This is a genomic window from Nonomuraea sp. NPDC059194, from assembly GCF_042754765.1.
Lineage (GTDB): Bacteria > Actinomycetota > Actinomycetes > Streptosporangiales > Streptosporangiaceae > Nonomuraea.
Genome location: NZ_JBHZBH010000010.1, coordinates 69,314 through 88,813, shown reverse-complemented (window position 1 = coordinate 88,813; position 19,500 = coordinate 69,314). Strand labels below are relative to the sequence as shown.

The 19,500-nt window shown below is 67.5% G+C and carries 19 protein-coding genes and 1 tRNA gene; 15 read left to right on the top strand and 5 right to left on the bottom strand.

Features of this window, described 5'->3' with window-relative positions; translation table 11 throughout:
- The first annotated feature begins 16 nt into the window (after positions 1–16).
- The 3 genes from ACFXJ8_RS15575 to selA all read left to right on the top strand — a co-directional run bounded on the left by ACFXJ8_RS15575 (position 17) and on the right by selA (position 3,102).
- Complete coding sequence (locus ACFXJ8_RS15575; RefSeq protein ID WP_379644556.1) at positions 17–568, top strand: carboxymuconolactone decarboxylase family protein; 552 nt, start codon at positions 17–19, stop codon at positions 566–568.
- Between the two features lie 99 nt (positions 569–667).
- On the top strand, positions 668–1,735 hold the full coding sequence (gene selD, locus ACFXJ8_RS15570) for a selenide, water dikinase SelD (RefSeq protein ID WP_379644555.1): 1,068 nt from the start codon (positions 668–670) through the stop codon (positions 1,733–1,735).
- A gap of 20 nt (positions 1,736–1,755) precedes the next feature.
- Positions 1,756–3,102 carry an L-seryl-tRNA(Sec) selenium transferase gene (gene selA / locus ACFXJ8_RS15565; RefSeq protein WP_379644554.1) on the top strand — a complete coding sequence of 449 codons (1,347 nt, stop codon included), beginning with the start codon at positions 1,756–1,758 and terminating at the stop codon, positions 3,100–3,102.
- Positions 3,103–3,183: 81 nt separating this feature from the next.
- Here selA and selB read toward each other — a convergent pair whose 3' ends face one another.
- Complete coding sequence (gene selB, locus ACFXJ8_RS15560; RefSeq protein ID WP_379644553.1) at positions 3,184–4,947, bottom strand: selenocysteine-specific translation elongation factor; 1,764 nt, start codon at positions 4,945–4,947, stop codon at positions 3,184–3,186.
- Positions 4,948–4,989: 42 nt separating this feature from the next.
- Positions 4,990–5,082: transfer RNA gene (locus tag ACFXJ8_RS15555), tRNA-OTHER, on the bottom strand.
- 253 nt (positions 5,083–5,335) lie between these two features.
- Here ACFXJ8_RS15555 and ACFXJ8_RS15550 point away from each other — a divergent pair.
- The 10 genes from ACFXJ8_RS15550 to ACFXJ8_RS15505 all read left to right on the top strand — a co-directional run bounded on the left by ACFXJ8_RS15550 (position 5,336) and on the right by ACFXJ8_RS15505 (position 14,275).
- On the top strand, positions 5,336–5,779 hold the full coding sequence (locus ACFXJ8_RS15550) for a hypothetical protein (RefSeq protein ID WP_379644552.1): 444 nt from the start codon (positions 5,336–5,338) through the stop codon (positions 5,777–5,779).
- A 52-nt stretch (positions 5,780–5,831) separates the two neighbouring features.
- Positions 5,832–6,563: a DUF6073 family protein gene (locus ACFXJ8_RS15545; RefSeq protein ID WP_379644551.1), complete on the top strand. Its 732-nt coding sequence runs from the start codon at positions 5,832–5,834 to the stop codon at positions 6,561–6,563.
- A gap of 11 nt (positions 6,564–6,574) precedes the next feature.
- On the top strand, positions 6,575–7,306 hold the full coding sequence (locus tag ACFXJ8_RS15540; RefSeq protein ID WP_379644550.1) for a hypothetical protein: 732 nt from the start codon (positions 6,575–6,577) through the stop codon (positions 7,304–7,306).
- A 6-nt stretch (positions 7,307–7,312) separates the two neighbouring features.
- Positions 7,313–8,596, top strand: a complete 1,284-nt coding sequence (locus tag ACFXJ8_RS15535) for an ABC1 kinase family protein (RefSeq protein WP_379644549.1) — start codon at positions 7,313–7,315, stop codon at positions 8,594–8,596.
- A gap of 148 nt (positions 8,597–8,744) precedes the next feature.
- Entirely contained in the window at positions 8,745–10,133 is a 1,389-nt protein-coding gene (locus ACFXJ8_RS15530; RefSeq protein ID WP_379644548.1) for an MFS transporter, read from the top strand.
- A 54-nt stretch (positions 10,134–10,187) separates the two neighbouring features.
- On the top strand, positions 10,188–11,420 hold the full coding sequence (locus ACFXJ8_RS15525) for an acyl-CoA dehydrogenase family protein (protein ID WP_379644547.1): 1,233 nt from the start codon (positions 10,188–10,190) through the stop codon (positions 11,418–11,420).
- Positions 11,417–12,331 (top strand): phosphate/phosphite/phosphonate ABC transporter substrate-binding protein, encoded by a 915-nt coding sequence (locus ACFXJ8_RS15520; protein WP_379644546.1) that lies wholly within the window; start codon positions 11,417–11,419, stop codon positions 12,329–12,331. The genes ACFXJ8_RS15525 and ACFXJ8_RS15520 overlap by 4 nt, the downstream gene beginning before the upstream one ends.
- Positions 12,331–13,089 carry a phosphonate ABC transporter ATP-binding protein gene (locus ACFXJ8_RS15515; RefSeq protein ID WP_379644545.1) on the top strand — a complete coding sequence of 253 codons (759 nt, stop codon included), beginning with the start codon at positions 12,331–12,333 and terminating at the stop codon, positions 13,087–13,089. Before ACFXJ8_RS15520 ends, ACFXJ8_RS15515 begins: the two co-directional genes overlap by 1 nt.
- Positions 13,086–13,928, top strand: a complete 843-nt coding sequence (gene phnE, locus ACFXJ8_RS15510; protein WP_379644544.1) for a phosphonate ABC transporter, permease protein PhnE — start codon at positions 13,086–13,088, stop codon at positions 13,926–13,928. Before ACFXJ8_RS15515 ends, phnE begins: the two co-directional genes overlap by 4 nt.
- Entirely contained in the window at positions 13,925–14,275 is a 351-nt protein-coding gene (locus tag ACFXJ8_RS15505; protein ID WP_379644543.1) for a DsrE/DsrF/TusD sulfur relay family protein, read from the top strand. The genes phnE and ACFXJ8_RS15505 overlap by 4 nt, the downstream gene beginning before the upstream one ends.
- Positions 14,276–14,334: 59 nt before the next feature.
- Here ACFXJ8_RS15505 and ACFXJ8_RS15500 read toward each other — a convergent pair whose 3' ends face one another.
- The gene (locus tag ACFXJ8_RS15500; RefSeq protein WP_379644542.1) at positions 14,335–15,543 is read right to left on the bottom strand and encodes an aminotransferase class V-fold PLP-dependent enzyme; all 1,209 of its coding nucleotides are present in this window, start codon (positions 15,541–15,543) and stop codon (positions 14,335–14,337) included.
- Between the two features lie 327 nt (positions 15,544–15,870).
- Between ACFXJ8_RS15500 and ACFXJ8_RS15495 the strand changes: the two genes are divergently transcribed.
- A complete protein-coding gene (locus tag ACFXJ8_RS15495) occupies positions 15,871–16,212 on the top strand; it encodes a YciI family protein (protein ID WP_379644541.1) in 342 nt (113 codons plus the stop codon).
- Positions 16,213–16,221: 9 nt separating this feature from the next.
- On the opposite strand, the gene ACFXJ8_RS15490 is transcribed toward ACFXJ8_RS15495, so the two are convergent.
- Both ACFXJ8_RS15490 and ACFXJ8_RS15485 read right to left on the bottom strand, forming a co-directional pair.
- Positions 16,222–17,445 (bottom strand): MFS transporter, encoded by a 1,224-nt coding sequence (locus ACFXJ8_RS15490; protein WP_379644540.1) that lies wholly within the window; start codon positions 17,443–17,445, stop codon positions 16,222–16,224.
- A complete protein-coding gene (locus tag ACFXJ8_RS15485) occupies positions 17,442–18,776 on the bottom strand; it encodes a rhodanese-like domain-containing protein (RefSeq protein WP_379644539.1) in 1,335 nt (444 codons plus the stop codon). The genes ACFXJ8_RS15490 and ACFXJ8_RS15485 overlap by 4 nt, the downstream gene beginning before the upstream one ends.
- A 58-nt stretch (positions 18,777–18,834) precedes the next feature.
- Between ACFXJ8_RS15485 and ACFXJ8_RS15480 the strand changes: the two genes are divergently transcribed.
- Positions 18,835–19,494 (top strand): ArsR/SmtB family transcription factor, encoded by a 660-nt coding sequence (locus ACFXJ8_RS15480; protein WP_379644538.1) that lies wholly within the window; start codon positions 18,835–18,837, stop codon positions 19,492–19,494.
- The last annotated feature ends 6 nt before the right edge of the window (positions 19,495–19,500 follow it).

Genomic DNA, 19,500 nt, shown 5'->3' with positions numbered 1-19,500 from the left:
CTCCAGAGGAGAGATCATGCCGCACATCGCCATGTCCCCTGAGCTCGCTCCTGGCACGCCGGGTCTGTTCCAGTACCGCCCCGAGACCGGTCGTCCCCTGGGTGAACTCGCCGAGGTGCTCCTTCGTAACCCGCACTCGCTGAGCCGGGGCGACCGCGAGCTCATCGCCGCCTACGTCTCGGTGCTGAACCACTGCAAGTTCTGCAGTTCCACTCACTCCGAGGTCAGCGCGGCCCAGATCAACGGGGGCCGGGCGCTGGTCGACAAGGTGATCGACGACCTCGACAGCGCGCCGATCTCGGCCAAGCTCAAGGCCCTCATCACCATCGCCGGCGCCACCACGCGAGGCGGTCACGAGGTGACCGATTCGATGGTGGACGCCGCTCGCCAGGCCGGCGCGACCGACACCGAGATCCACGACACGGTGCTCATCGCGGCGGCCTTCTGCATGTTCAACCGCTACTGCGACGGGCTGGCCGCGATCGTCCCCGACGACCCGGCGGCCTATGTCGGAATGGCACAAATGATCATCAACGACGGCTACCGGATGTGCGCGACCGGCCACTAGAGGCCCCATCGGACGGCGGCCGCCCGGCACGCGATCACGCGCTGGCCGCGGCGGCCGCCAACCGTCCAGCCTTTCGACGCTCATCCGGAAAGGGCTGTCATGAGCGAAACCACCCCGCCTGCCGTCCGTCTCACCACTCTGTCGCCGGGCGCGGGTTGCGCCTGCAAGCTCCCTCAGTCATCTCTCGAACAGCTCATGAACGGTTTCGGCGCGCTCCCCGACGTCCCCGGCCCCGAAATGATCGTGGGTCTGGCGGAAGGCGACGACGCGGCGGTCATCCAGCTCGACTCGGGCCAGGCCCTCATCCTCACCACCGATTTCTTCACCCCGATCGTCGATGACGCCTATGACTGGGGCCGCATCGCGGCGGCGAACGCGCTGTCCGACGTCTACGCCATGGGAGGCCGTCCTCTCGTCGCACTCAACCTGGCGGCATGGCCGGGTGACGAGCTCCCGTTGAGCATGCTGGCCAGCGTGATGAAGGGCGCCGCGGCGACGGCCGCCTCCGGTGGCTGCGCGGTCGTCGGCGGGCACACCATCAGCGATCCCGTGCCCAAGTACGGCATGGCCGTTCTCGGCCTGGCCGCACCGTCGCGGCTGCTCACCATCGACCGAGCGAGGGTGGGTGACGAGTTGGTTCTGACGAAGCCGCTGGGGACAGGTGTGGTGGTCACCGCGCTCAAACAGGGTGCCGCGGACCGGATGACCGTCGAAGAGGCGGTCGCGTCCATGGTCGCGTTGAACGAGGCGGCCAGCGAGGTGGCCGTCTCGATGGGAGTGCGCGCGGCGACCGACGTGACCGGATTCGGCCTCCTCGGCCATCTCCGCAGGATGCTCAAGGCCAGTGGTGTCGCGGCGGACCTGGACGCGGACCGCGTACCGCTCCTCCCGGACGCGCGCGAACTCGCCGCCAAGGGCTACGTGCCCGGCGGCACCCGCGCCAACATGGACTTCCTTCAGGACTGGGTCCAGATCAGCGTCGCGGTCGACGAAGAGGTGGCGATCCTCCTGCATGACGCGCAGACCTCTGGTGGCCTGCTGATGTCGGTGCCGAGCCCGTCGAGCGATCTCGTGGAGCGTCTGCGGGGGCGCGGCGTCGCGGCAGCGGTGATCGGCCAGGTCGTTCCCGGCACCCCCGGCCGGATCAACGTCCGAGCAGGCGTGTGACGACCAGGGAGGTGAAGGTCATGAGCGGAGACCCGCGACGAGCCCTGCCCAAGATGGACACCGTCCTTGCTCACCCACAGATCACCGAGCAGATGCGCACCTGGGGACGGCCCCTGCTCACCGAGATGGCGCGACGCGCGCTGGAGGAGGCCCGCCAAGCCGTCCTTGACGGACGTCCGCTGCCGCCGTTGGACGACATCGCGGCCGCGGTCACGCGGACCGTCGAGCTGCTCACGGTCGGCCGGGTCCAGGCCGTCATCAACGCCACGGGGGTCGTCCTGCACACGAACCTCGGCCGTGCGCCGCTGTCGCAGGCCGCTCGCCAAGCCGTACTCGCCGCCGCAGGCTACTCCACCGTGGAGTTCGATCTGCAGACCGGTGGGCGCGGCAAGCGGGGGAGCACGGCCAACGCACTCTTGCGGGAGCTGACCGGAGCCGCCGGTGCGATGGCGGTCAACAACGCGGCCGCAGCGCTCTTCCTTGCCCTCGGTGCGTTCGCCCGCGACCGCGAGGTGGTCGTCTCCAGAGGAGAGCTGGTCGAGATCGGAGGTGAGTTCCGGATCCCCGCCATCATGGAGGCGGCAGGAGCGCGCCTGGTCGAAGTCGGATCGACCAACCGCACCCATCTGTCCGACTACGTCGATGCCATCAACGAGCGCACCGCCATGCTCATGGTGGTGCATCCCTCCAACTACCGCATCGAGGGGTTCACCACTCAGCCAGCCGTATCTGACCTCGTCGCGGTGGCGCGCGACGCCGGTGTCCCGCTGCTCCACGACATCGGCTCCGGCCTGCTTCGTGGTCGCATGGGGGATGAGCCCACCCTTGAGGACAGCCTCAACGCGGGGGTGGACCTCGCCGTCTTCTCCGGCGACAAGCTCTTCGGGGGGCCGCAGGCCGGCATCATCGTGGGCGACGCGACCCTCGTACAGAGGCTCGCCCGTCATCCCATCGCGCGCGCGGTACGCATCGACAAGCTGACGCTCGCCGCGCTGGAGGCGACGCTGGTGGCGCACCTGTCGGGGCGCCAACAGGACCTTCCGGTGCTGCGCATGCTCGGTGTTCCGCTGGAGGAACTGAGAGCACGCGCCGAACGGCTGGCCGGAGAGCTCGGACCGCAGGCCTCCGTCCAGGAGGGCACGGGCATGGTCGGTGGTGGCAGCCTCCCGACGGAGCGGTTGCCCACGGCCGTTGTGGAGATCAAGCCGCGCGCCGTGACCGAAACCGCCATGGTCGGCAGGCTTCGCGCCGGCGAGCCACCGGTGATCGTGCGCGCTGAGCGGGGAAGAGTCATCGTCGACCTGCGCACCGTGCCACCAGCTCAGGACGCACAGGTGGCGACGAGTCTCCTCAAGGCCATGCACTGACAGTCGCGATCATCGGCGGGCTGCGGGCAGATCGGCCAGGTCGGCGGGCATGCGCATCCGCTGGGTGACCGCCTGCCGGTGTCAGCGGCGGTGTGTCCTGACGCGCCGGGTTGTGGAATCCACGCGGACGGTGTGCCCCTTGTCGTCGAGGTACTCAAGGAGCGGGATCGCCACCCTGCGAGAGGTGTCCAGCGCACTTCTGGCGTCGCTGGCCGTGAACGGCTGCCGGAGCGTGCTGAGTATCTCGACAGCCGCCGTCTCCGCGCTCAGCGGCAGGACGACGCCTTCCGCCAGCCTGAGCAGGGCGCCGACACGGGAGGCGGCGATGACCGCCTTGGAAGTCAGGCCGAGCTCTACCAGCCGAGCCGCGTCGGGAGCCCGGAAGGGGGCTGCGGCGAGCTCCTCCTCGAGCCGACGTACCGCGGCGGCCACCGCTTCGGGCAGCTGGGGTTTGGCGGCAGGCCGGTGGATGCGGCCCGTCTCAACCCGCAGCGGGGGCTGGACGAGCGCTTCCACCAGACGCCGGTCGGGCACGCCGAGCAGCTGTTTGGCGATGTCCATGGGCAGGGAAGGCGCCAGGGGGTTCTTCTCGGCGTACTCGGCGACGAGGTGGGTGAGCTGTCTGCCAAGAGCGGTCCACCGGTCATGGTCGACCAGCCAGTCGCCGGCGGCCCGGTGACCGTCCGCCTGACTTCCCATAAGAGTGAAGTCCGACTTCTTGAGGTACTGATGCCTGCGCAGGAGCTCGCGCGCGGTCGGCGTCTGCGGCCATGAGGCCAGCTCCCGGCCCGCCGCCGCGGCCGCGCCTCGTCCGCTGAGGGATGGCGGCCGGACGTCGAGCACCGTCACGCCCGCGATACGGCGCGAGCCCGGGTCTCGCAGGATCGCGCGATCACCGATATGGAAGGGAGCAGCCTGCGCCAGTGTCAGGCGGGCGAACTCCTTGCCGAGACGCCGTACGGCGACGGCCACCGCGGCGGATCCGATGTGCAGGATGCATTCGCGGCCGAGCTCGTCCGTGGTCAACCCGCGCAGCCGGACGTCCAGTGAACGCGTGGTCGTCCAATGATCGGGGGTGGTGAGCGCCATCCCTCGTGAGGTCTCGGGGAGCTCGATGCCTTTGAGATTGAGCGCCACCCGGGCGACGCCGGAGGCGGACGTCACCTTCTGCTTGAGCGACTCCAGCCCCCGGACTCGTACCCTTCGGCCCGAAGGGCTCAGCACCAGCTCGTCGCCCACCGCTACCTTCCCGTCGGGAAGGGTGCCGGTGACGACCGTGCCCATGCCCTTGACGGTGAACACGCGGTCGATCCACAGTCTGACCGGCGCGTCGGGTTGCGCGGGAGGAAGGCTGGAAACCAGCCTGTCCAAGGCCTGCACCAGGTCGTCGATGCCGTCGCCCGTCGTGCTGCTGACGGTGACGGCTTCGATGTCTGCCAGGCAGGTCCCCGCGATCTCGGAGCGCGCCTCCTCCACGGCGAGAGAAGGGTCGGCACGGTCTGATCGCGTGACGACGAGCAACCCGTGAGCCGTGCCCAGCGCGTCGATCACCGCCAGGTGCTCGGCCGACTGCGGCATCCAGCCTTCGTCGGCGGCCACCACCATCATGACCGCGGGCACAGGGCCGACACCCGCCAGCATGTTGGTCAGGAATCGCTCGTGGCCGGGCACGTCGACGAAGGCCAGCGATCGCCCCGATGGAAGCGTTCGCCAGGCGAACCCCAGGTCGATCGTCAGCCCTCGCCTGCGCTCCTCGGCCCACCGGTCCGGCTCCATTCCGGTGAGCGCCCGGACGAGCGTGGACTTGCCGTGATCCACGTGGCCAGCGGTCGCGACTACGTGCATGCGTGCTTTCCCATCGCTCGGGCGTTCCAGCGAGGATCTCCAGCGGAGGCGAACGGGAATCGAACCCGCCGGCGACGTGAACGCCGCCCCATCGGTTTTGTAGACCGGGAGGGCCACCAGGCACCCAACGCCTCCATGGACTAACTAATGATATTTGAAGTACAAAGTCAACACGTCGAGTGCCCTGATCGCTGAAATCCACGTCAGCCCTTCCCCTGACATGGCTATTCAAAAGCTGCTTTGTTCATCGGAACGTTGAAGTGGGCCGATTCAGCCGAGAAGCCTTGACTATATGAATTTAAAGCGATCCACTGTGCATATCGACGCTCAGCGTTCTGAGCTTGCTCGGACGGGTGTCCTGATCAGCTGCCCAGGTTGGGAGAGAAGCATGACCATCGCTGACCGCACGCTGTCGACGACGTCGCCCGACGTTGGCCCCCTGCTCAAGGAGTACCGGGAGCAGTTCGTCCCCGCCGCCATGGACTACCTCGAGAGGAGGATCAGCGCCAACGAGCTGCGTCGCCTGTGGAAGCCGCACTACCTCGGAACCTTCCACCAGTACGACCTGACCGTGGAGCAGGCGTGGCGGCAGCAGAGCGGCTCCACCGGCCGGCTCGAGTCGGGTGGTCCTCCGGCTGACCCTCACCACGAGACGCCGCTCGCCCACTTCCCGGTGAGCGTTGCCTACAACAACCTCGATCGGCTGATCGAGGTGCTGGCGATCGAGCTTGGCGACCAGACGGTCGACAAGACCCGGATCCGCGAGCGCACTGTCGACTTCGCGCACGTCATCGACTCGCTCGATGCTCTCATGGCGTCCCTCGACAACTGACGGGTGACGCCGGGCAAACCCGCTCCATCGCTCTCACTCGAAAGGTTGAACTGTGAGCGAACCGTTCAGAATCCTTCAGCAACTCCACGACAGGGGGGTCGCGGCTGATATCGACGCCGCCACCCTCTCTCCGGCGGAGGTTGTGAAGGGTCACGCGTCCGCGTGGGGAGGGCCGGGGAACCTGTACCCCATCCGCCCTTACACGCTGACGCCGTCGGCCCTCGAGACCTTCATCGTCCGCGAGCGCATTCACGTGCGCATCGACGGCCTCGGTGAGGACATCGTCGACCTCCACGGTATGGCGATCTACCGTCGCCACGACCCGCACTCCGCCACCGAGCTGGACTGGGCCAGTTCGACGATCACCGCTCAGTTCCTGTCGCTCCAGGTGACGGGGCACAGCGAGATCTTCGGCCAGGTCAAGGTCTCGAACACTCCCAGCAAGTCGGAGGGAGCGCGGGTCAAGCCGAGTCCGGCGCCCGATGATGGGACAACGATGCCCATCAAGGACTGTATCACCATGATCTATCCTCGGTTCGAGGTAGAGCAGCTCGGCACGACCGTTGACACCGGCGACCAGGTGGTCCGTCTGGAGTCGCGGGTCGCGATGGTCCCGCCGATCGGGGACGTGTCGCGCACATCCAGGTCCTACGCGCTGTACGACAGCGAGGGCCGTCAGCTCGGCGAGTTGATCGCCGCCGACATCGAGATCGGGAACCTGCTGCACCACGTTCCCATCACCAGCGCGGTGGTGCCCGCCGAGCTCGCCAGACTGCTGGCGTAGGCACCGAGACGATGAGTGACGTGCGCGTTGAAGGGCCGGCCCGTGCGAACTTCCGCGCGGGCCGGCTCGACTCCTATGCGTTCAGTGTCGAAGCGACTATCGGGTACAACCCCATGCGGTACCTGTTCGCGCGACGGTTCTCCGACAGGGCCACGAGTGCGATCACCGCGATCTTCGTCCTGAAGCCCGATGTGCTCTTCGGAACTTATGTCTGGATTGAGGAGAGGCTTGATCCGGCCTCATGTCAGATCCACACCTATTTGCCGACGATGAAGAAGCCGATCCAGGTCGTGGATCGGCTGATGTTCGACTGCCTGCCACTGACCGACATCGGCTATCTGGACCTCATGGCCTGGCCCCATCCCGCACTTCAGCCCAGCCTGGCCGACGGTTGCCCTCCTGTCGACGGACGCACGAGGGCGGAGAAGCGGTGCTATGCCGGGTCATCCTCCTTGTCGGGGCTGCACGTGGCAGAGCTCGTCACTCCCCGCCATGGGCTGGTGGTCACGAGGGTGGTGAGCCATCGGGGACAGCAGATCAGGCGCTGGGACGCCTTGGAGTTGGGCAGCGCCGAGGAGGATCGGCTCCCTCGCCGCGTGCGTGTCGCCCGGGTCGAAAGCGGCCATCAGACCGATTTCGCCCGGACCAGCGCGGTCGTGGCGGTGCCTGCTGACGGGTTCGACACCCCACCGGAGATGCTCCGTGAGGTGGTGGAGCAGTACCTGAGCAAAGAACAGGGGTGAGCGCACATGCCTGGCCTGTCGTCTGCCGCTCGTGTCGGTGGTCGCGTGCTTCATCTGACCGTGACGGTCGTCTCAGCGGTGCCCCGTCTGCTGATCGTGGCCGTATCGGCTCGGCGACAGGACAGGCGGGTGCGTCTCTCCCGGGAGATCGCCGGCGTGATCGAGCAGTTGGGCGGTGCGTTCCTCAAGGCAGGCCAGTTGCTCGCCACCCGAGTCGATCTGGTCGGTGCCGACCTGGCCGCCGCGCTGGGCAGGCTGCACGACGATGTGAAGCCGATGACCGCCCGGCAGGCTCTGCTGACGGTGACCAGTGCCTTCGACAGGGTGCCGGTCGCCATCGAGGCCGCTGTGCGGACTCCTCCCGTGGCCAGCGGCTCCATCGCGTGCGTCTACCGTGTGCGTCACGACGGGGCCGACGTGGCGGTGAAGGTCCGGCGTCCGGACGTGGCCCGGCGCTTCGCCGCCGACATCGCCATCGTGGCGTTCCTGACCAGGGCGGCGGCGAGACTACCGATGCTGCGTCGAGTGCCGCTGGTGGAGATCGTCGATCAGGTCGGCATGTCGCTGGCCGCGCAGATGGACTTCTCGCGGGAAGTGGAGCATCTCCGGCGGCTGCGTACCGACCTCGCCGACCTGCCCGACATCGTGGTGCCCGCCGTGCTGGAGGAATGGTCATCGGGCGGTGTCATCGCGATGGAGTACGTCCACGGGCTCGACCGCGCGTCGGCCGACCAGCTTCCGGCCGAGACGAAAGAGGCCGGACTGTCCCGCCTGGTAAGGGCGGTTTACCACATGCTCTTCGTCGACGGATTCATCCATGTCGACCTGCACCAGGGAAACGTCTATTTTCGGGCCGACGGCACCGTCGTCATTCTGGATGCCGGATTCATGTTCCAGCTGAGCGATATGGCCCGCACGAGATTCACGCAGTTCTTCGCCGGAATGATTCGCGGCGACGGTGAATTCTGTGCCGATATTTTGTTGTCCACGGTGCGGCACATCGAAAAAGACGCCGACGTCTCGGCCTTCAAACGGGATGTGACGGATCTGGTGGCGCGGAGCACCGGCGCGGTCGCCAAGGACTTCGAACTGGCCGCCTTCTCCGTCGAACTGTTCGACCTCCAGCGGAGAAACCGCCTGTTCGCGGAGCCCGAGTTCGTCTTCCCGCTGCTGTGCCTGCTGTCGCTCGAGGGCGCGGTACGGCGGCTGCATCCGCTGATGGACTTCCAGCTGGAGGCGGCCCCGCATGTCATGCACGGCCTGCTCTTGACAGACGCCGTCGTTACGTAGCGAACATTAGTTGTCACGCGCAGGAATCCCGACAGAGGGGCTTGACAGGTCCATTACCTCCATAGAATATGACTATATATTTCTAAAGTTAATTTCCCGCCGCATGGTATTCGGGTCTCTCTTGTCCTGATCAGCTGGGAGCGTTTGCATGTCCGCGCGAGAATTTCCGCGACAAGCACCACCGATCAGCGGTTCCGTCGCCACGCTATGTCTCACGGCTTTCGTGGTGATGGTCGACACCACCGTCGTGCAGGTGATGGTGCCGGATCTGGTGCGCGTGGCCGGAGGCAACCTGGATTACGCGCTGTGGGCTGTCAACGGTTTCGTGCTCACCTATGCGGCGCTCCTGATCACCGCCGGCCGACTGGGCGGCCTTCGGGGACCCAAGGTTCTCCTCCTGGCCGGTCTCGTTGTCTTCGCCCTGGCTTCCCTGGCATGCGGCCTGTCCTCGTCGGCGGCGCAGCTCATCGCCGCCCGACTGGCGCAGGGCATCGGGGGCGCATTGATCGTTCCGCAGAGCCTCACCATCATCGCGACGGTCTTCCCGAAAGAGCGGCGCGGGGTGGCTCTCGGCGTGATCAGCGCGACCATGGCACTGGCGGCCATCATCGGCCCCGTAGGCGGGGGATTGATCGTCAGTGCCTGGGGCTGGCGGTGGGCCTTCCTGGTCAACGTGCCCACCTGCCTGGTCGCCCTGGTACTGACCCTCCTGTGGGTACCTGATGCCCCAGCGGGACCGCGGCAGGCGCTCGACTGGCCGGGCGTGGCATTGGCCACCGCGGGCCTCGCGGCGATCACCTACGCGCTGATCGGCAAAAGCGAGTTCGGGATGGTGTTCGCGGTCGCCGGCGTGCTCCTGCTGATGCTGTTCGTCTGGTGGGAGCGGCGGCACAGGGCGCCGCTGATGCCGACCGCCTTGTTCCGTCAGCGCTCTTTCAGCCTTGCCGGCTGGCTGGCCTGCACGCAGTTCCTGGTGCTGTCCGGGCTCATGCTCGTCGTCAGCCTCCACGTGCGAGGGCCGCTCGGCGGCAGTGCGATCGACACCGCTCTGGCCTTCCTGCCCATGGCGGTCACGGCGGGTCTCGTCTCCCCGTTCGCCGGCGCCATCACCGATCGGGCAGGCGGACGGCTCGTCATCAGCACCGGACTCCTGGCTATGGGTGTCGGCGTGGCCGGCTTCGCCGTCCTGGCCGCCGCATCGGCCCCGCTCGGGCTGCTGGCCCTGCCGTTGGGCGTGGTGGGGTTCGGCGTCGGACTGGTGATGGCGCCGGCCAGCGTCGAGGCAGTCAGATACCTCCCGCCCTCTCTCGTCCCTGCGGCGTCCGGCGTGCTGAACACGGGCAGGCAGGTAGCCGGACTGCTCGGCGTGGCGATCACCGGGGCGCTCCTCCAGACGGGCCCGTCGGGGCAAGCTCCGGCCGGAGTCGCTCTGGGACTTCTGGCAGGCGTCGCGCTGGTGGCCGCGGCGAGCGGGTTGCTGCTCAGAGCACGACCGGCCCAGCCAGACGTCCTCCCTGCCACCTCCGTGACCTCCTGATCCGCATCTGTTTTCGCCGTCCGTCGCGTCTCATCGAGTTTCGAGGAGATCATCATGCGCCAGTGCCTGGACGAACGCCAGCGATCGCTTCTAGCGCTCACCGACAAGGTGATTCCCGCGCTGTCGGAGCGAGCGGCACGCCACGATCGGGACAACACGTTCCCACACGACAACTACACCGACCTGCGCGACGCCGGGCTCATGAGACTGACGGTCCCCGAGGAACTGGGCGGGCTCGGCGCGGACCAGCAGGACATGCTGTTGGTCCTGGAACAGCTGGCGGGCGCTGACGGAGCCACGGCGCTGGCCTACGCCATGCACGTCGCCCCCCTCGGTTCGTGGGGGCTGACCTGGCGCCGGACCGGTGCCCCGCCGCTCGAGCAGGTCCTGCGGCTCGCGGCGATGGGACACCTCACCCTGGCGGCGATCGCCAGTGAGATCGGGACCTCCAACCTGTTCACCGATGCCAAGACGACCGCCACGCGTGTCGACGGCGGCTTCCTCCTCAACGGCCGCAAGAATTTCGGCACCAACAGCGCGGTGGCCACCATGTGGGCCACCACCGCTCGCTATGAGGATCCCGAGCTGGGCCCCCGGTTGCTGGTCCTTCTCGTGGATCCCGCCAGCAAGGGGATCACGATCGAGCAGACCTGGGACACGCTCGGCATGCGGGCCACCCAGAGCAATGACGTGGTCTTCGACGGCCTCTTCGTTCCAGATCAAGGCGTCGTCCAGTCCATCCCGATCGGTCATTTCGATGTCCAGGTGCTGGAGACGATCATCTGCTGGACCGCTCCGAGTTTCGGCGCCGTCTATACGGGGATCGCTGCGGGAGCCCTCAACTGGGCCGTGGAGCAGATCCGCCGGCGAGGACTCGAGAGGGACGCGCGCGTCCAGGACGCCATCGCGGACGTCGAGATCGCGTTGGAGGTCAACCGCAGCGTGCTGCGCCGCCATGCGTCCGAGGTGACGAGCGGGCAGTTGATCAGCCAGCTCAGTGTGCAGGAAGGGCTGGGCCGTTGCGCCTTCGTCAAGAACGTCTGCACGAACAATGCCGCGGCGATCATGACGCGCCTTGCCGATGTGGTCGGCGGGGCGGCCTACAGCCGTACCCAGCCCTTTGAACGCATGTGGCGTGACGTACAGGCAGGACTGATCATGCCCATCAACAACCGCACGGGCAAGGAACTGATCGGCGCGAGCGCGCTTGGGACAGCGCTCGCTCCGGTAGCCCCGCCACCGCGGTTCCCCGGCGCGGCTCCTGCCACGGAGGATGAGCGCAGATGAGGCGCGGACGGAAGGTCATCGTGGCACTGATGTCATTGCTGCTCCTGGCCATCGGCTGCGGCTCGGGTCACCACGGGCATCGCAACGGCATACCCACGACCTTGCGAGTCGGAATCATCCCCAACATTTCACCGGAGAGTCAGCGAGCGCAGTACGAACCCTTCCGCGCCTACCTGGCCGACAGACTGAAAACCGATGTCGAGCTCTTCGTGGCGACCAACTACGCGGGGGTCGTGTCCGCGCTGGTGGCCAAGAAGCTCGATGTCGCGTACCTGGGTGGGTTGACCTACGTCCAGGCCGAGGCACAGACGGCGGTGGTCCCGCTCGTCACCGAGGTGGATCAGGAAACCGGTACACCCGAGTACCTGTCCGCGGTGGTGGTGAAGGCGAGCTCGCCGTACAAGTCGACCAAGGACGTGGTGGCAGCCGGCGGGAAGTTCGCCTTCGGCGACGTCGCCTCCACTTCTGGCAGCCTGTACCCCCGAGCCATGATCGTCGATGCGGGCGCCCGCTGCGATGTCGGTGATCTCACCGCGTGCCCGCCGCTCTCGTCGGTCTCGTTCACCGGCGGTCACGACGCGACAGCACAGGCTGTGCTGTCCGGGGGAGTGGACGCCGGAGGCATCGAGCTGCGGATCCTGCACCGGCTCGAGAAGCAGGGCAGTGTGCCCAAGGGAGCGCTTCGGGTCGTCGAAACGCGCCAGGTGATGGGCTACCCCTGGGTCGCGAGCTCAGAGCTCAACGCGACGTCGCGGAAGGCGGTCGCCGACGCGTTCGTCGCCATCCGCGACCCGAAGCTGCTGGATCTCATGCGGGCCAAGAGCTATGCGGCCGTCACCGCCACGGACTACGCGGAAGTCCGTCAGCACGCCACCACCCTTGGATTGCTGACCCCGCCACGAGGGCAGTGATGGGCTCAACGGGAGTGGAGATCGACGTCTCGCGGGTCAGGGTGGTCTTCGCAGGGCGGGCGGTCCTCGACGATGTGACTCTCAAGGTCGACGTCGGCGAACGGGTCGCGTTACTCGGGCCGTCCGGCGCCGGTAAGACGACTCTCCTTCGCGTGATCGTCGGCGCGGTCCGCCCTGAACAGGGGCAGGTCGGCATCGACGGCTCCAGCCCTTTCGGCCGCCGGGCGGACGTGACCAGGCTGAGAAGAGCCATCGGATGCGTCCGCCAGCGGGACGACCTCGTGCCGGGGCTCACCGCCAGAACGAACATCCTGGCCGGAGCCGCACACCAATGGCGACCGGGTGACTGGGCGTCGATCCTCGTCGGCGTCGTTCCTCGTCGCTTCGCCGACAGGCTCGCGGAACTGGCCCACCGGCATGAGATCGAGCACACGCTCAGCGAGCGGGTGGAACAGCTGTCGGGAGGCGAGCGCCAGCGCGTGGCGCTGGCTCGAGCCCTGTTCACCCGGCCCCGCCTGCTCCTGGCCGACGAGTGCACGTCAGGTCTCGATCCGGTACGGGCCGCCGTCGCCCTGGAGCACCTCAGAAACAGCGGCGCGACACTGGTGGCCACCACCCACGACCTGAACGTGGCCAGGTACTGCGACCGCGTGGTCGCACTGCGCGAAGGAAGGGTCGTCTACGACGGCTCGCCACCCGACAGCGAGGAGATCGAGCGCATCTACGGGAAGATCGACCCCGCGGAGATGGTCATATGAGACAGCCCCCGCGTAGGTCCCTGCGCCTGACCGTGGTGGCGGTGATCGTGGTGGCCGTCTCCTGGTCGCTCGCGGGCACCGGCGTCGGGCTGGGCTCGCTCATCCAGGGGCGGGCCGGAGCCGTACAGATGATCTCTGGGCTGTTCCCACCGGATCTCGACGCCGTGCTTGTCTCGCGGGTGCTGAAAGCTGCCGTGGAGACCCTGCAGATGTCGATAGCGGCGCTCCTCCTGGGAGCGGTGATCGGTCTCCCGCTCGCAGTCCTGATGGCGGCGAACGTCCAGGCACCCGCGCCGCTCGCCATGGCCGCGCGGACAGTTGCGACGCTGCTGCGCAGCGTGCACGAGTTGCTGTGGGCGCTGCTGTTCGTGGCCACGGTGGGTCTCGGCCCTGCCGCAGGGGTGTACGCCATCGCCCTCCATTCGGCCGGTGTGATGGCCAAGCTCTGCTCGGAGCAACTCGAAGCCGTCGACCCCGGACCCGTGGAGGCCATGCGGCTCACCGGTGGCGGCAGGGCCACGACCGCGCTGCTCGGCATCATCCCGCAGGCACGGGCCAACCTCGCCTCCCAGGTGCTCTACCAGTGGGAATGCAACATTCGCAGTTCCGTCGTCATCGGGTTCGTCGGGGCGGGCGGCATCGGGCAGGCGCTCGGCATCGCCCTGCACCTGTTCCGCTACCAGGAACTCGCCACCCTGGTGGCCTCTGTCGTGATCCTGGTCATCGCGGTGGATCGGATCTCGAAGGTCTTCCGGAGCCGTCTGGGCGCGGCCTCCGGGCGCACGAGCGGCCGCAGGTCGCACCCCTACCGATCACTCCTTGAGAGGAGCTCCAGATGAAGTTCCTGTTCGTCCTGCACGACGGCCCCTACGGAAGCGAACGGACCTACAACGGCATCCGGTGGGCCAGGCAGATGCTCGACGAGGACGGCAACGAGGTCAAGGTCTTCCTCTTCGGAGACGCCGTGGCATCGGCGATGGCAGGTCAGAAGACGCCGGACGGCTACTACAACGTCGGACACATGATCAAGGGCCTGGCGTCCAAGCAGGCCGAGGTGGGCTGCTGCGGTGCCTGCCTCGACGCTCGCGGCATCAGCGAGGACAGCGTCGCCAATGGCGCGCGTCGATCCTCCATGAAGGAGCTCGCCCAGTGGACCTCCTGGGCGGATCAGACCATCAACGTGTGAACGCCCCAGAAAAGGGACCGGCCGGATACGCCCGCTGCGGAGTATCCGGCCGGAGTGTGTCAGCCCAGGCTCGCCATCGCGCGAATGGCACGATCGACTTCCTCGGGGTTGGTGACGATGCTCGGACCGAACCGGACGAAGGACTCCCGGTAGGGCGTCTCGGCGGCCGAGACCGCCTGCTCGCCCAGCTTCCGCACGACAGCCTCAGGCTTCAGGCCATCGACCGAACAGCAGAGGATGCCCGCGGACAGATCAGCGGACAGCGGCGTCACCAGGCGCACGTGCTTCATCCCGGCCAGGCCGGCCTTCAGCTGATCGACCTGCGAACGGACGCGGGCGGCGATGCGGTCCAGGCCGATGCTCTGGTGGAACTCGACCGCCTTGGCCAGCGCCCATCGATGTTCAAAGGTGTGGTAGCCGCCGAGCGTGGCCAACTCACCGGGAGCTCCCTTCGGCGACCGGCCCGAGAGCCAGCCGACGAACGCCGGCATCGAGAAGCTAGGGACGACAGGCTGGAACCGGGCCCACGCGGCCGGGCTGCCCCAGATGAAGCCGGTGCCGCGAGGACCGAAAAGCCACTTGTGCGTCGAGGTCATGAAGAAGTCGCAGCCGAGATCCTTCATCTTCACGTCCTCGGCCGCGAAGCCGTGTACGCCGTCGACGCAGAGCAGAATCCGATCTTTCTCGTCACGTTCGGCGTTGACCTGAGCCAGGGCGTCGGCGACCTCCTTGACCGGCAGTTTCAGTCCCGTACTCGAGTGCACCCAGGTCACCGCCATCACGCGAGTCCTGCTGGTGACGGCGGCGCGCAGTTTCGCGACCAGTTCACCGGAGCGTGCGCGCGCGGGATCGTCGTAGAGCTTCACGGTCTTGACCACCGCTCCGGTGGCCTGGGCACGAAGGCGGAGCGACTCGTGAGTGGAGTAGAACTCGTGCTCGGTGGTCACGATCTCGTCGCCCGGCCTCAGCCCCAGCCCGCCGTACACCACACCGATGGCCATGGTGGCGCTGTCGGTGAGGGCGATCTCCTCGGCTTTGGCGCCGATGTACCCGGCGAGCGCCTTCCGCACGTGATCACTGCGCTCGAAGTCCTGCATGCCCATGCCGAACTGCTGAGGGAAGGAGTCGAGCCCGTCGCGGAACTCCTTGATCGCCGCGGTCACGGGAGCGGGATGCGAGGCGAGCATGAACGCGGAGAAGTGCGCCAGACGCCGGGTGAGGGGGAACTGGGCGCGCACGGACTCCCAGTCGTGGGGGTCCAACCGCATGGCGGCCTCTGGGGTCGTGGGCGAGGGAGCGGGGGCGCCGGCTTGGGCCGTGGTACATCCTGCCGCGAGCACGCCCGCTGTGGCGAGCACGCCACCGCGAAGCAGCTCCCTTCGCCCGTACTTGTTTTCCATAGTCTCGCTGGGAGCTTCCCGAGCCGATTGAGGGTTGTGGTCAGCCATGATGCCTCCTGTGCACAGCTTGCAGCAGTGAAGGAGCTATATTTTTCTAAAGCTTAGCATCGGGTCATGAACTGCCAAAGGTGTTGCATCGCCGGAGATGTCGAAATGTCCCCATCGTCAGTCGTCTTCCTGTTAGGAGGTGCTCACATGAGATACGCGCTTGTGTTTCGTGACGCCGGGGCCATCGAGGCCGTGTGGGAAGCGATGAGTGGCGACGAACAGGACAAGGCGTTCGAGCAGATCGACCGCTGGTTCGCCCGCCACGCCGATCGCATCCGGCACAGCCGCCACCTCAAGTCGGTGGTGACCGCGACGACTCTCCGCCAGCCGGCCGGTAGGAAGGTCCGCTTAGTCGACGGCCCCTTCGGCAGTGAGTCCGCTGCCGTCAGCGGCTACATCGAGGTCGAGGTGACCCGGCTGGAGGAAGCCGTCGACCTGGTGCGGAGCTGGCCGTTCGACACGCTGGTCGAGATCCGCGCGATCGCCTGAGCCGATCACTTACCGGTGCGTCAGGGTTTCCCGCATACGGACCGCGACGACCACGCCGGAGGCCACGGTGATTCCAGCGATCACCCAGATCGCCGCGCGGACGCCGTACAGGTCTGCCAGCACTCCCGCGAGCAGAGCACCCACCGCGAAGCCCCCGTCACGCCACAGCCGGTAGACGCCTACAGATCGGGCCCGCCACGAGGGGTGGGCGACATCGCCCACCGCGGCGAGCAGGGTCGGGTAGACCATCGCGGTCCCCGCACCGATCAACGCGACAGCGATCAGCCAGCCTGTGAAGTCGTTCGCCGAAGCGACGGCTCCGAGGGCCACTCCCTGGAGGAGCATGCCGCCGGTGATGAGGTGCTTGCGTCCGATGCGGTCGGAGACCGCGCCGGTGATCAGCTGGCCCGCGCCCCACACGGCGGGCAGCGCCGCCGTGAGCAAGCCGATCTCCGGGAGGCTGAGGCCGCCCGCGGCGAACAGTATGGGGAACAGCCCCCACGCGAGACCGTCGTTGAGGTTGTTCACCATGCCTGCCTGGCTGACCGCCGACAGCGATGGGTCCTTGAAGCTGGTGGTGAGAAAGATCTGCCACGTTCGCATCTCGTGGCCATGAGCGAGACCGCCCTCAAGATGCGCGTGCCCCCGTGTCTCCTTCACGAACAGCGCGGAAAGGCCGAGGCCGAGCGCGGCGTAGGAAAGTCCAAGGAGGAACGGGGCGGGCCGCAGCCCGTATCGCTCCGCGAGGTAGCCGGTGAAGAAGGCCGTGAGCGCGACCGCGACGTAGCCGGCCGACTCGTTCAAGCCCATGGCCAGGCCGCGCCGCTGAGGGCCGACCAGGTCGATCTTCATGATGACCGTCGTCGACCAGGTAAGCCCTTGGTTGACGCCCAGCAGCACGTTGGCGGCGACGATCCAGCCCCAGTTCGGTGCCCAGATCAGCAGCGCCGGCGTCGGCAGGCCGATGAGCCAGCCTGCGATCAGGACGGGCTTCCTGCCGAAACGATCCGACAGCGTGCCCGCGAAGAAGTTGCTCGCCGCTTTCGTGGCGCCGAAAGCGACGATGTAGGTGAGGATCGCGGTGTACGCCTGCAGCGCGAACGTCTCTTCGGCAAGCAACGGCAGGACCGTCCGCTCCTGCCCGAGCATGCCGCCGACCAGCGCGTTCACGGCCACGAGCAGGACGAACTGGGGGAGGTTGGCGCGTAGCCCCAGTCGAGCTGTCTCGGTCACCGATCGCGCTCCAGCGGGAGGCTCGTGATCCGCGACCAGTCGTCTGGTCCGCCGGACAGGATCGCCACATGCCGATGCCCGGTACGGCGCAGCAGGCTCGCGGCGGTGGCGGCGCGTTCACCGTGACCGCACATGACCACCAACGGCTCATCGCCGAGGTCGGCGCCCGCCAGGTGGCCGAGCTCCACATGGCGCGCGCCAGGCAGGTGCCCGTCGTGGTACTCGACGGTCTGGCGCACGTCGAGGACCTGGGTGTGACCGACCTGATGAGGGCCGATGACATCGATCGTGCTCGCGGCACTGTGCCGGTCATCGACGATCTCGCCCATCAGGTTCTCGTGGCCGATCTTCAGGGACTGCCAGACGATCTCCTTCGGATCCTGTTCGGGATTGCGCACGACCACGAACGGCTGGGACGCGGGCACGACCCAGCCCAGCCAGGTGCCGAACTGTGGTCGCAACGGGATAGAGACGGCCCCCGTGACGTGGCGTCGGGCGAAGTCGAGCACGGGACGAACATCGACGACCATGGCCCCCGCCGCAATCGCCGCGTCAAGGGGAACGCGATTCAGCGGCGGATCGGGGGAGACGATGGCCGGACCACGGCGGTTGATCTCCGGGAGGTGGGAGAAGTAGGCCGGATAGGTGCCGAGCCCTTCGATCAGCCCCCGGGCGAAGATTTCCGGGTCGGCTATCCGCAGCAGGGGGTTCGTCCGCTTCTCCGCGCCGATGGTGGACGTGCGTTCGGCGCTGGGCGGGGCGGAGCAGAAGGACCCCGCGCCGTGCGTCGGCCAGACGCCGACCTCGTCCGGCAGGCGGCTCAGCCGTCGCAGCGATGCGTGCTGCGCCCGCGCCAGTGGCACCGTCTGGTCGGGCGACACCAGATCGGTCCGCGCGGCGGCCCCCACGATCAGCGATCCTCCGGTGAACACGCCCAACGGCGCATCGCCGTCCAGCAGGAGGAAGGACAGATGCTCCGTTGTATGTCCTGGTGTCTCCAGGGCCCGCAGGGTCAACCCACCCAGATCGACCTCGTCTTCGTCGCGCAGCGCGGTATGCGGGAACCCGCGCCGACCGGCGGCGGAGGCGATCACCGTGGCGCCGACGTCGTGCGCGAGCTGAGGAGAGCCGGACAGGTAGTCGGCGTGCAGGTGTGTGTCCGCCGTGAAAGCGATGGTCAGCCCCCGCTGTTCGGCGGCGCGGCGCACCGCCCGCAGGTCACGGGAGACGTCCACCGCCAGGGCGCGCCCATCACCCAGGGCCACCAGGTATGCGGTGTTGCCGAGTCCCTCGTCGACGATCGGGATCAACTGCGATGGCGAGAAGCCCACGATGTCCCTCCTCGAATCCGGCTGTTACAATATTCCATAACTAATTGGAGGATGTCGCATGAGTGACCGTGGGCGCAAGTCCCAGCTCTACGAACAGTTCGCCCGCCTGGGTAAGGCGCTGGCCAACCCGCTGCGGTTGGAGCTGATCGACGTGCTCGCCCAAGGAGAGCGGAGTGTGGAGGACCTGGCCCTGGCCTGTGGCCTCAAGCTCAGCAACACCTCCGCCCAGCTCAAGGTGCTGTACTCCACCGGGCTGCTGAAGACCAGGCGGGACGGCACCCGCGTCTTCTACCGCCTCGCCGACGACTCGGTCCACGCCTTCGTCGAGTCGATGAAGCTGCTGGCCGCCTCCTCGCTGGCCGAGGTCGAGCGCGCGGCGCGCGACTACCTCGGCGATGATCAGGACTTGGCGCCGGTAAGCCGACCCGAACTGGCCGAGATGCTGGACACGGGCGAGGTCCTCGTCATCGATGTACGGCCGGAAGCGGAGTTCGAGGCGGGTCACATCCCGGGTGCCCTCTCCATCCCGCACGACCAGGTGGCCACCCGCCTCGCGGAACTGCCGAACGGGAAGACGATCGTGGCCTACTGCCGCGGGCGGTTCTGCGTCATGGCGCCGAACGCGGTACGCCTGCTGCGCGGGTTCGGATACGACGCCAGAACACTTGAGGACGGCCTGCCCGAATGGCGGGGCGCCGGGCTCCCCGTGGCCTCCTGAGGAGTG

Excerpts from the sequence above, each read along its gene's own strand:
- ACFXJ8_RS15550 (WP_379644552.1), top strand. The coding sequence starts at position 5,336 with ATGACCATCGCTGACCGCACGCTGTCGACGACGTCGCCCGACGTTGGC.
- selA (WP_379644554.1), top strand. The coding sequence starts at position 1,756 with ATGAGCGGAGACCCGCGACGAGCCCTGCCCAAGATGGACACCGTCCTT.
- ACFXJ8_RS15495 (WP_379644541.1), top strand. The coding sequence starts at position 15,871 with ATGAGATACGCGCTTGTGTTTCGTGACGCCGGGGCCATCGAGGCCGTG.
- ACFXJ8_RS15505 (WP_379644543.1), top strand. The coding sequence starts at position 13,925 with ATGAAGTTCCTGTTCGTCCTGCACGACGGCCCCTACGGAAGCGAACGG.
- ACFXJ8_RS15480 (WP_379644538.1), top strand. The coding sequence starts at position 18,835 with ATGAGTGACCGTGGGCGCAAGTCCCAGCTCTACGAACAGTTCGCCCGC.
- ACFXJ8_RS15515 (WP_379644545.1), top strand. The coding sequence starts at position 12,331 with ATGGGCTCAACGGGAGTGGAGATCGACGTCTCGCGGGTCAGGGTGGTC.
- ACFXJ8_RS15525 (WP_379644547.1), top strand. The coding sequence starts at position 10,188 with ATGCGCCAGTGCCTGGACGAACGCCAGCGATCGCTTCTAGCGCTCACC.
- ACFXJ8_RS15530 (WP_379644548.1), top strand. The coding sequence starts at position 8,745 with ATGTCCGCGCGAGAATTTCCGCGACAAGCACCACCGATCAGCGGTTCC.
- ACFXJ8_RS15520 (WP_379644546.1), top strand. The coding sequence starts at position 11,417 with ATGAGGCGCGGACGGAAGGTCATCGTGGCACTGATGTCATTGCTGCTC.
- selB (WP_379644553.1), bottom strand. The coding sequence starts at position 4,947 with ATGCACGTAGTCGCGACCGCTGGCCACGTGGATCACGGCAAGTCCACG.
- ACFXJ8_RS15500 (WP_379644542.1), bottom strand. The coding sequence starts at position 15,543 with ATGCGGTTGGACCCCCACGACTGGGAGTCCGTGCGCGCCCAGTTCCCC.
- selD (WP_379644555.1), top strand. The coding sequence starts at position 668 with ATGAGCGAAACCACCCCGCCTGCCGTCCGTCTCACCACTCTGTCGCCG.
- phnE (WP_379644544.1), top strand. The coding sequence starts at position 13,086 with ATGAGACAGCCCCCGCGTAGGTCCCTGCGCCTGACCGTGGTGGCGGTG.
- ACFXJ8_RS15575 (WP_379644556.1), top strand. The coding sequence starts at position 17 with ATGCCGCACATCGCCATGTCCCCTGAGCTCGCTCCTGGCACGCCGGGT.
- ACFXJ8_RS15535 (WP_379644549.1), top strand. The coding sequence starts at position 7,313 with ATGCCTGGCCTGTCGTCTGCCGCTCGTGTCGGTGGTCGCGTGCTTCAT.
- ACFXJ8_RS15540 (WP_379644550.1), top strand. The coding sequence starts at position 6,575 with ATGAGTGACGTGCGCGTTGAAGGGCCGGCCCGTGCGAACTTCCGCGCG.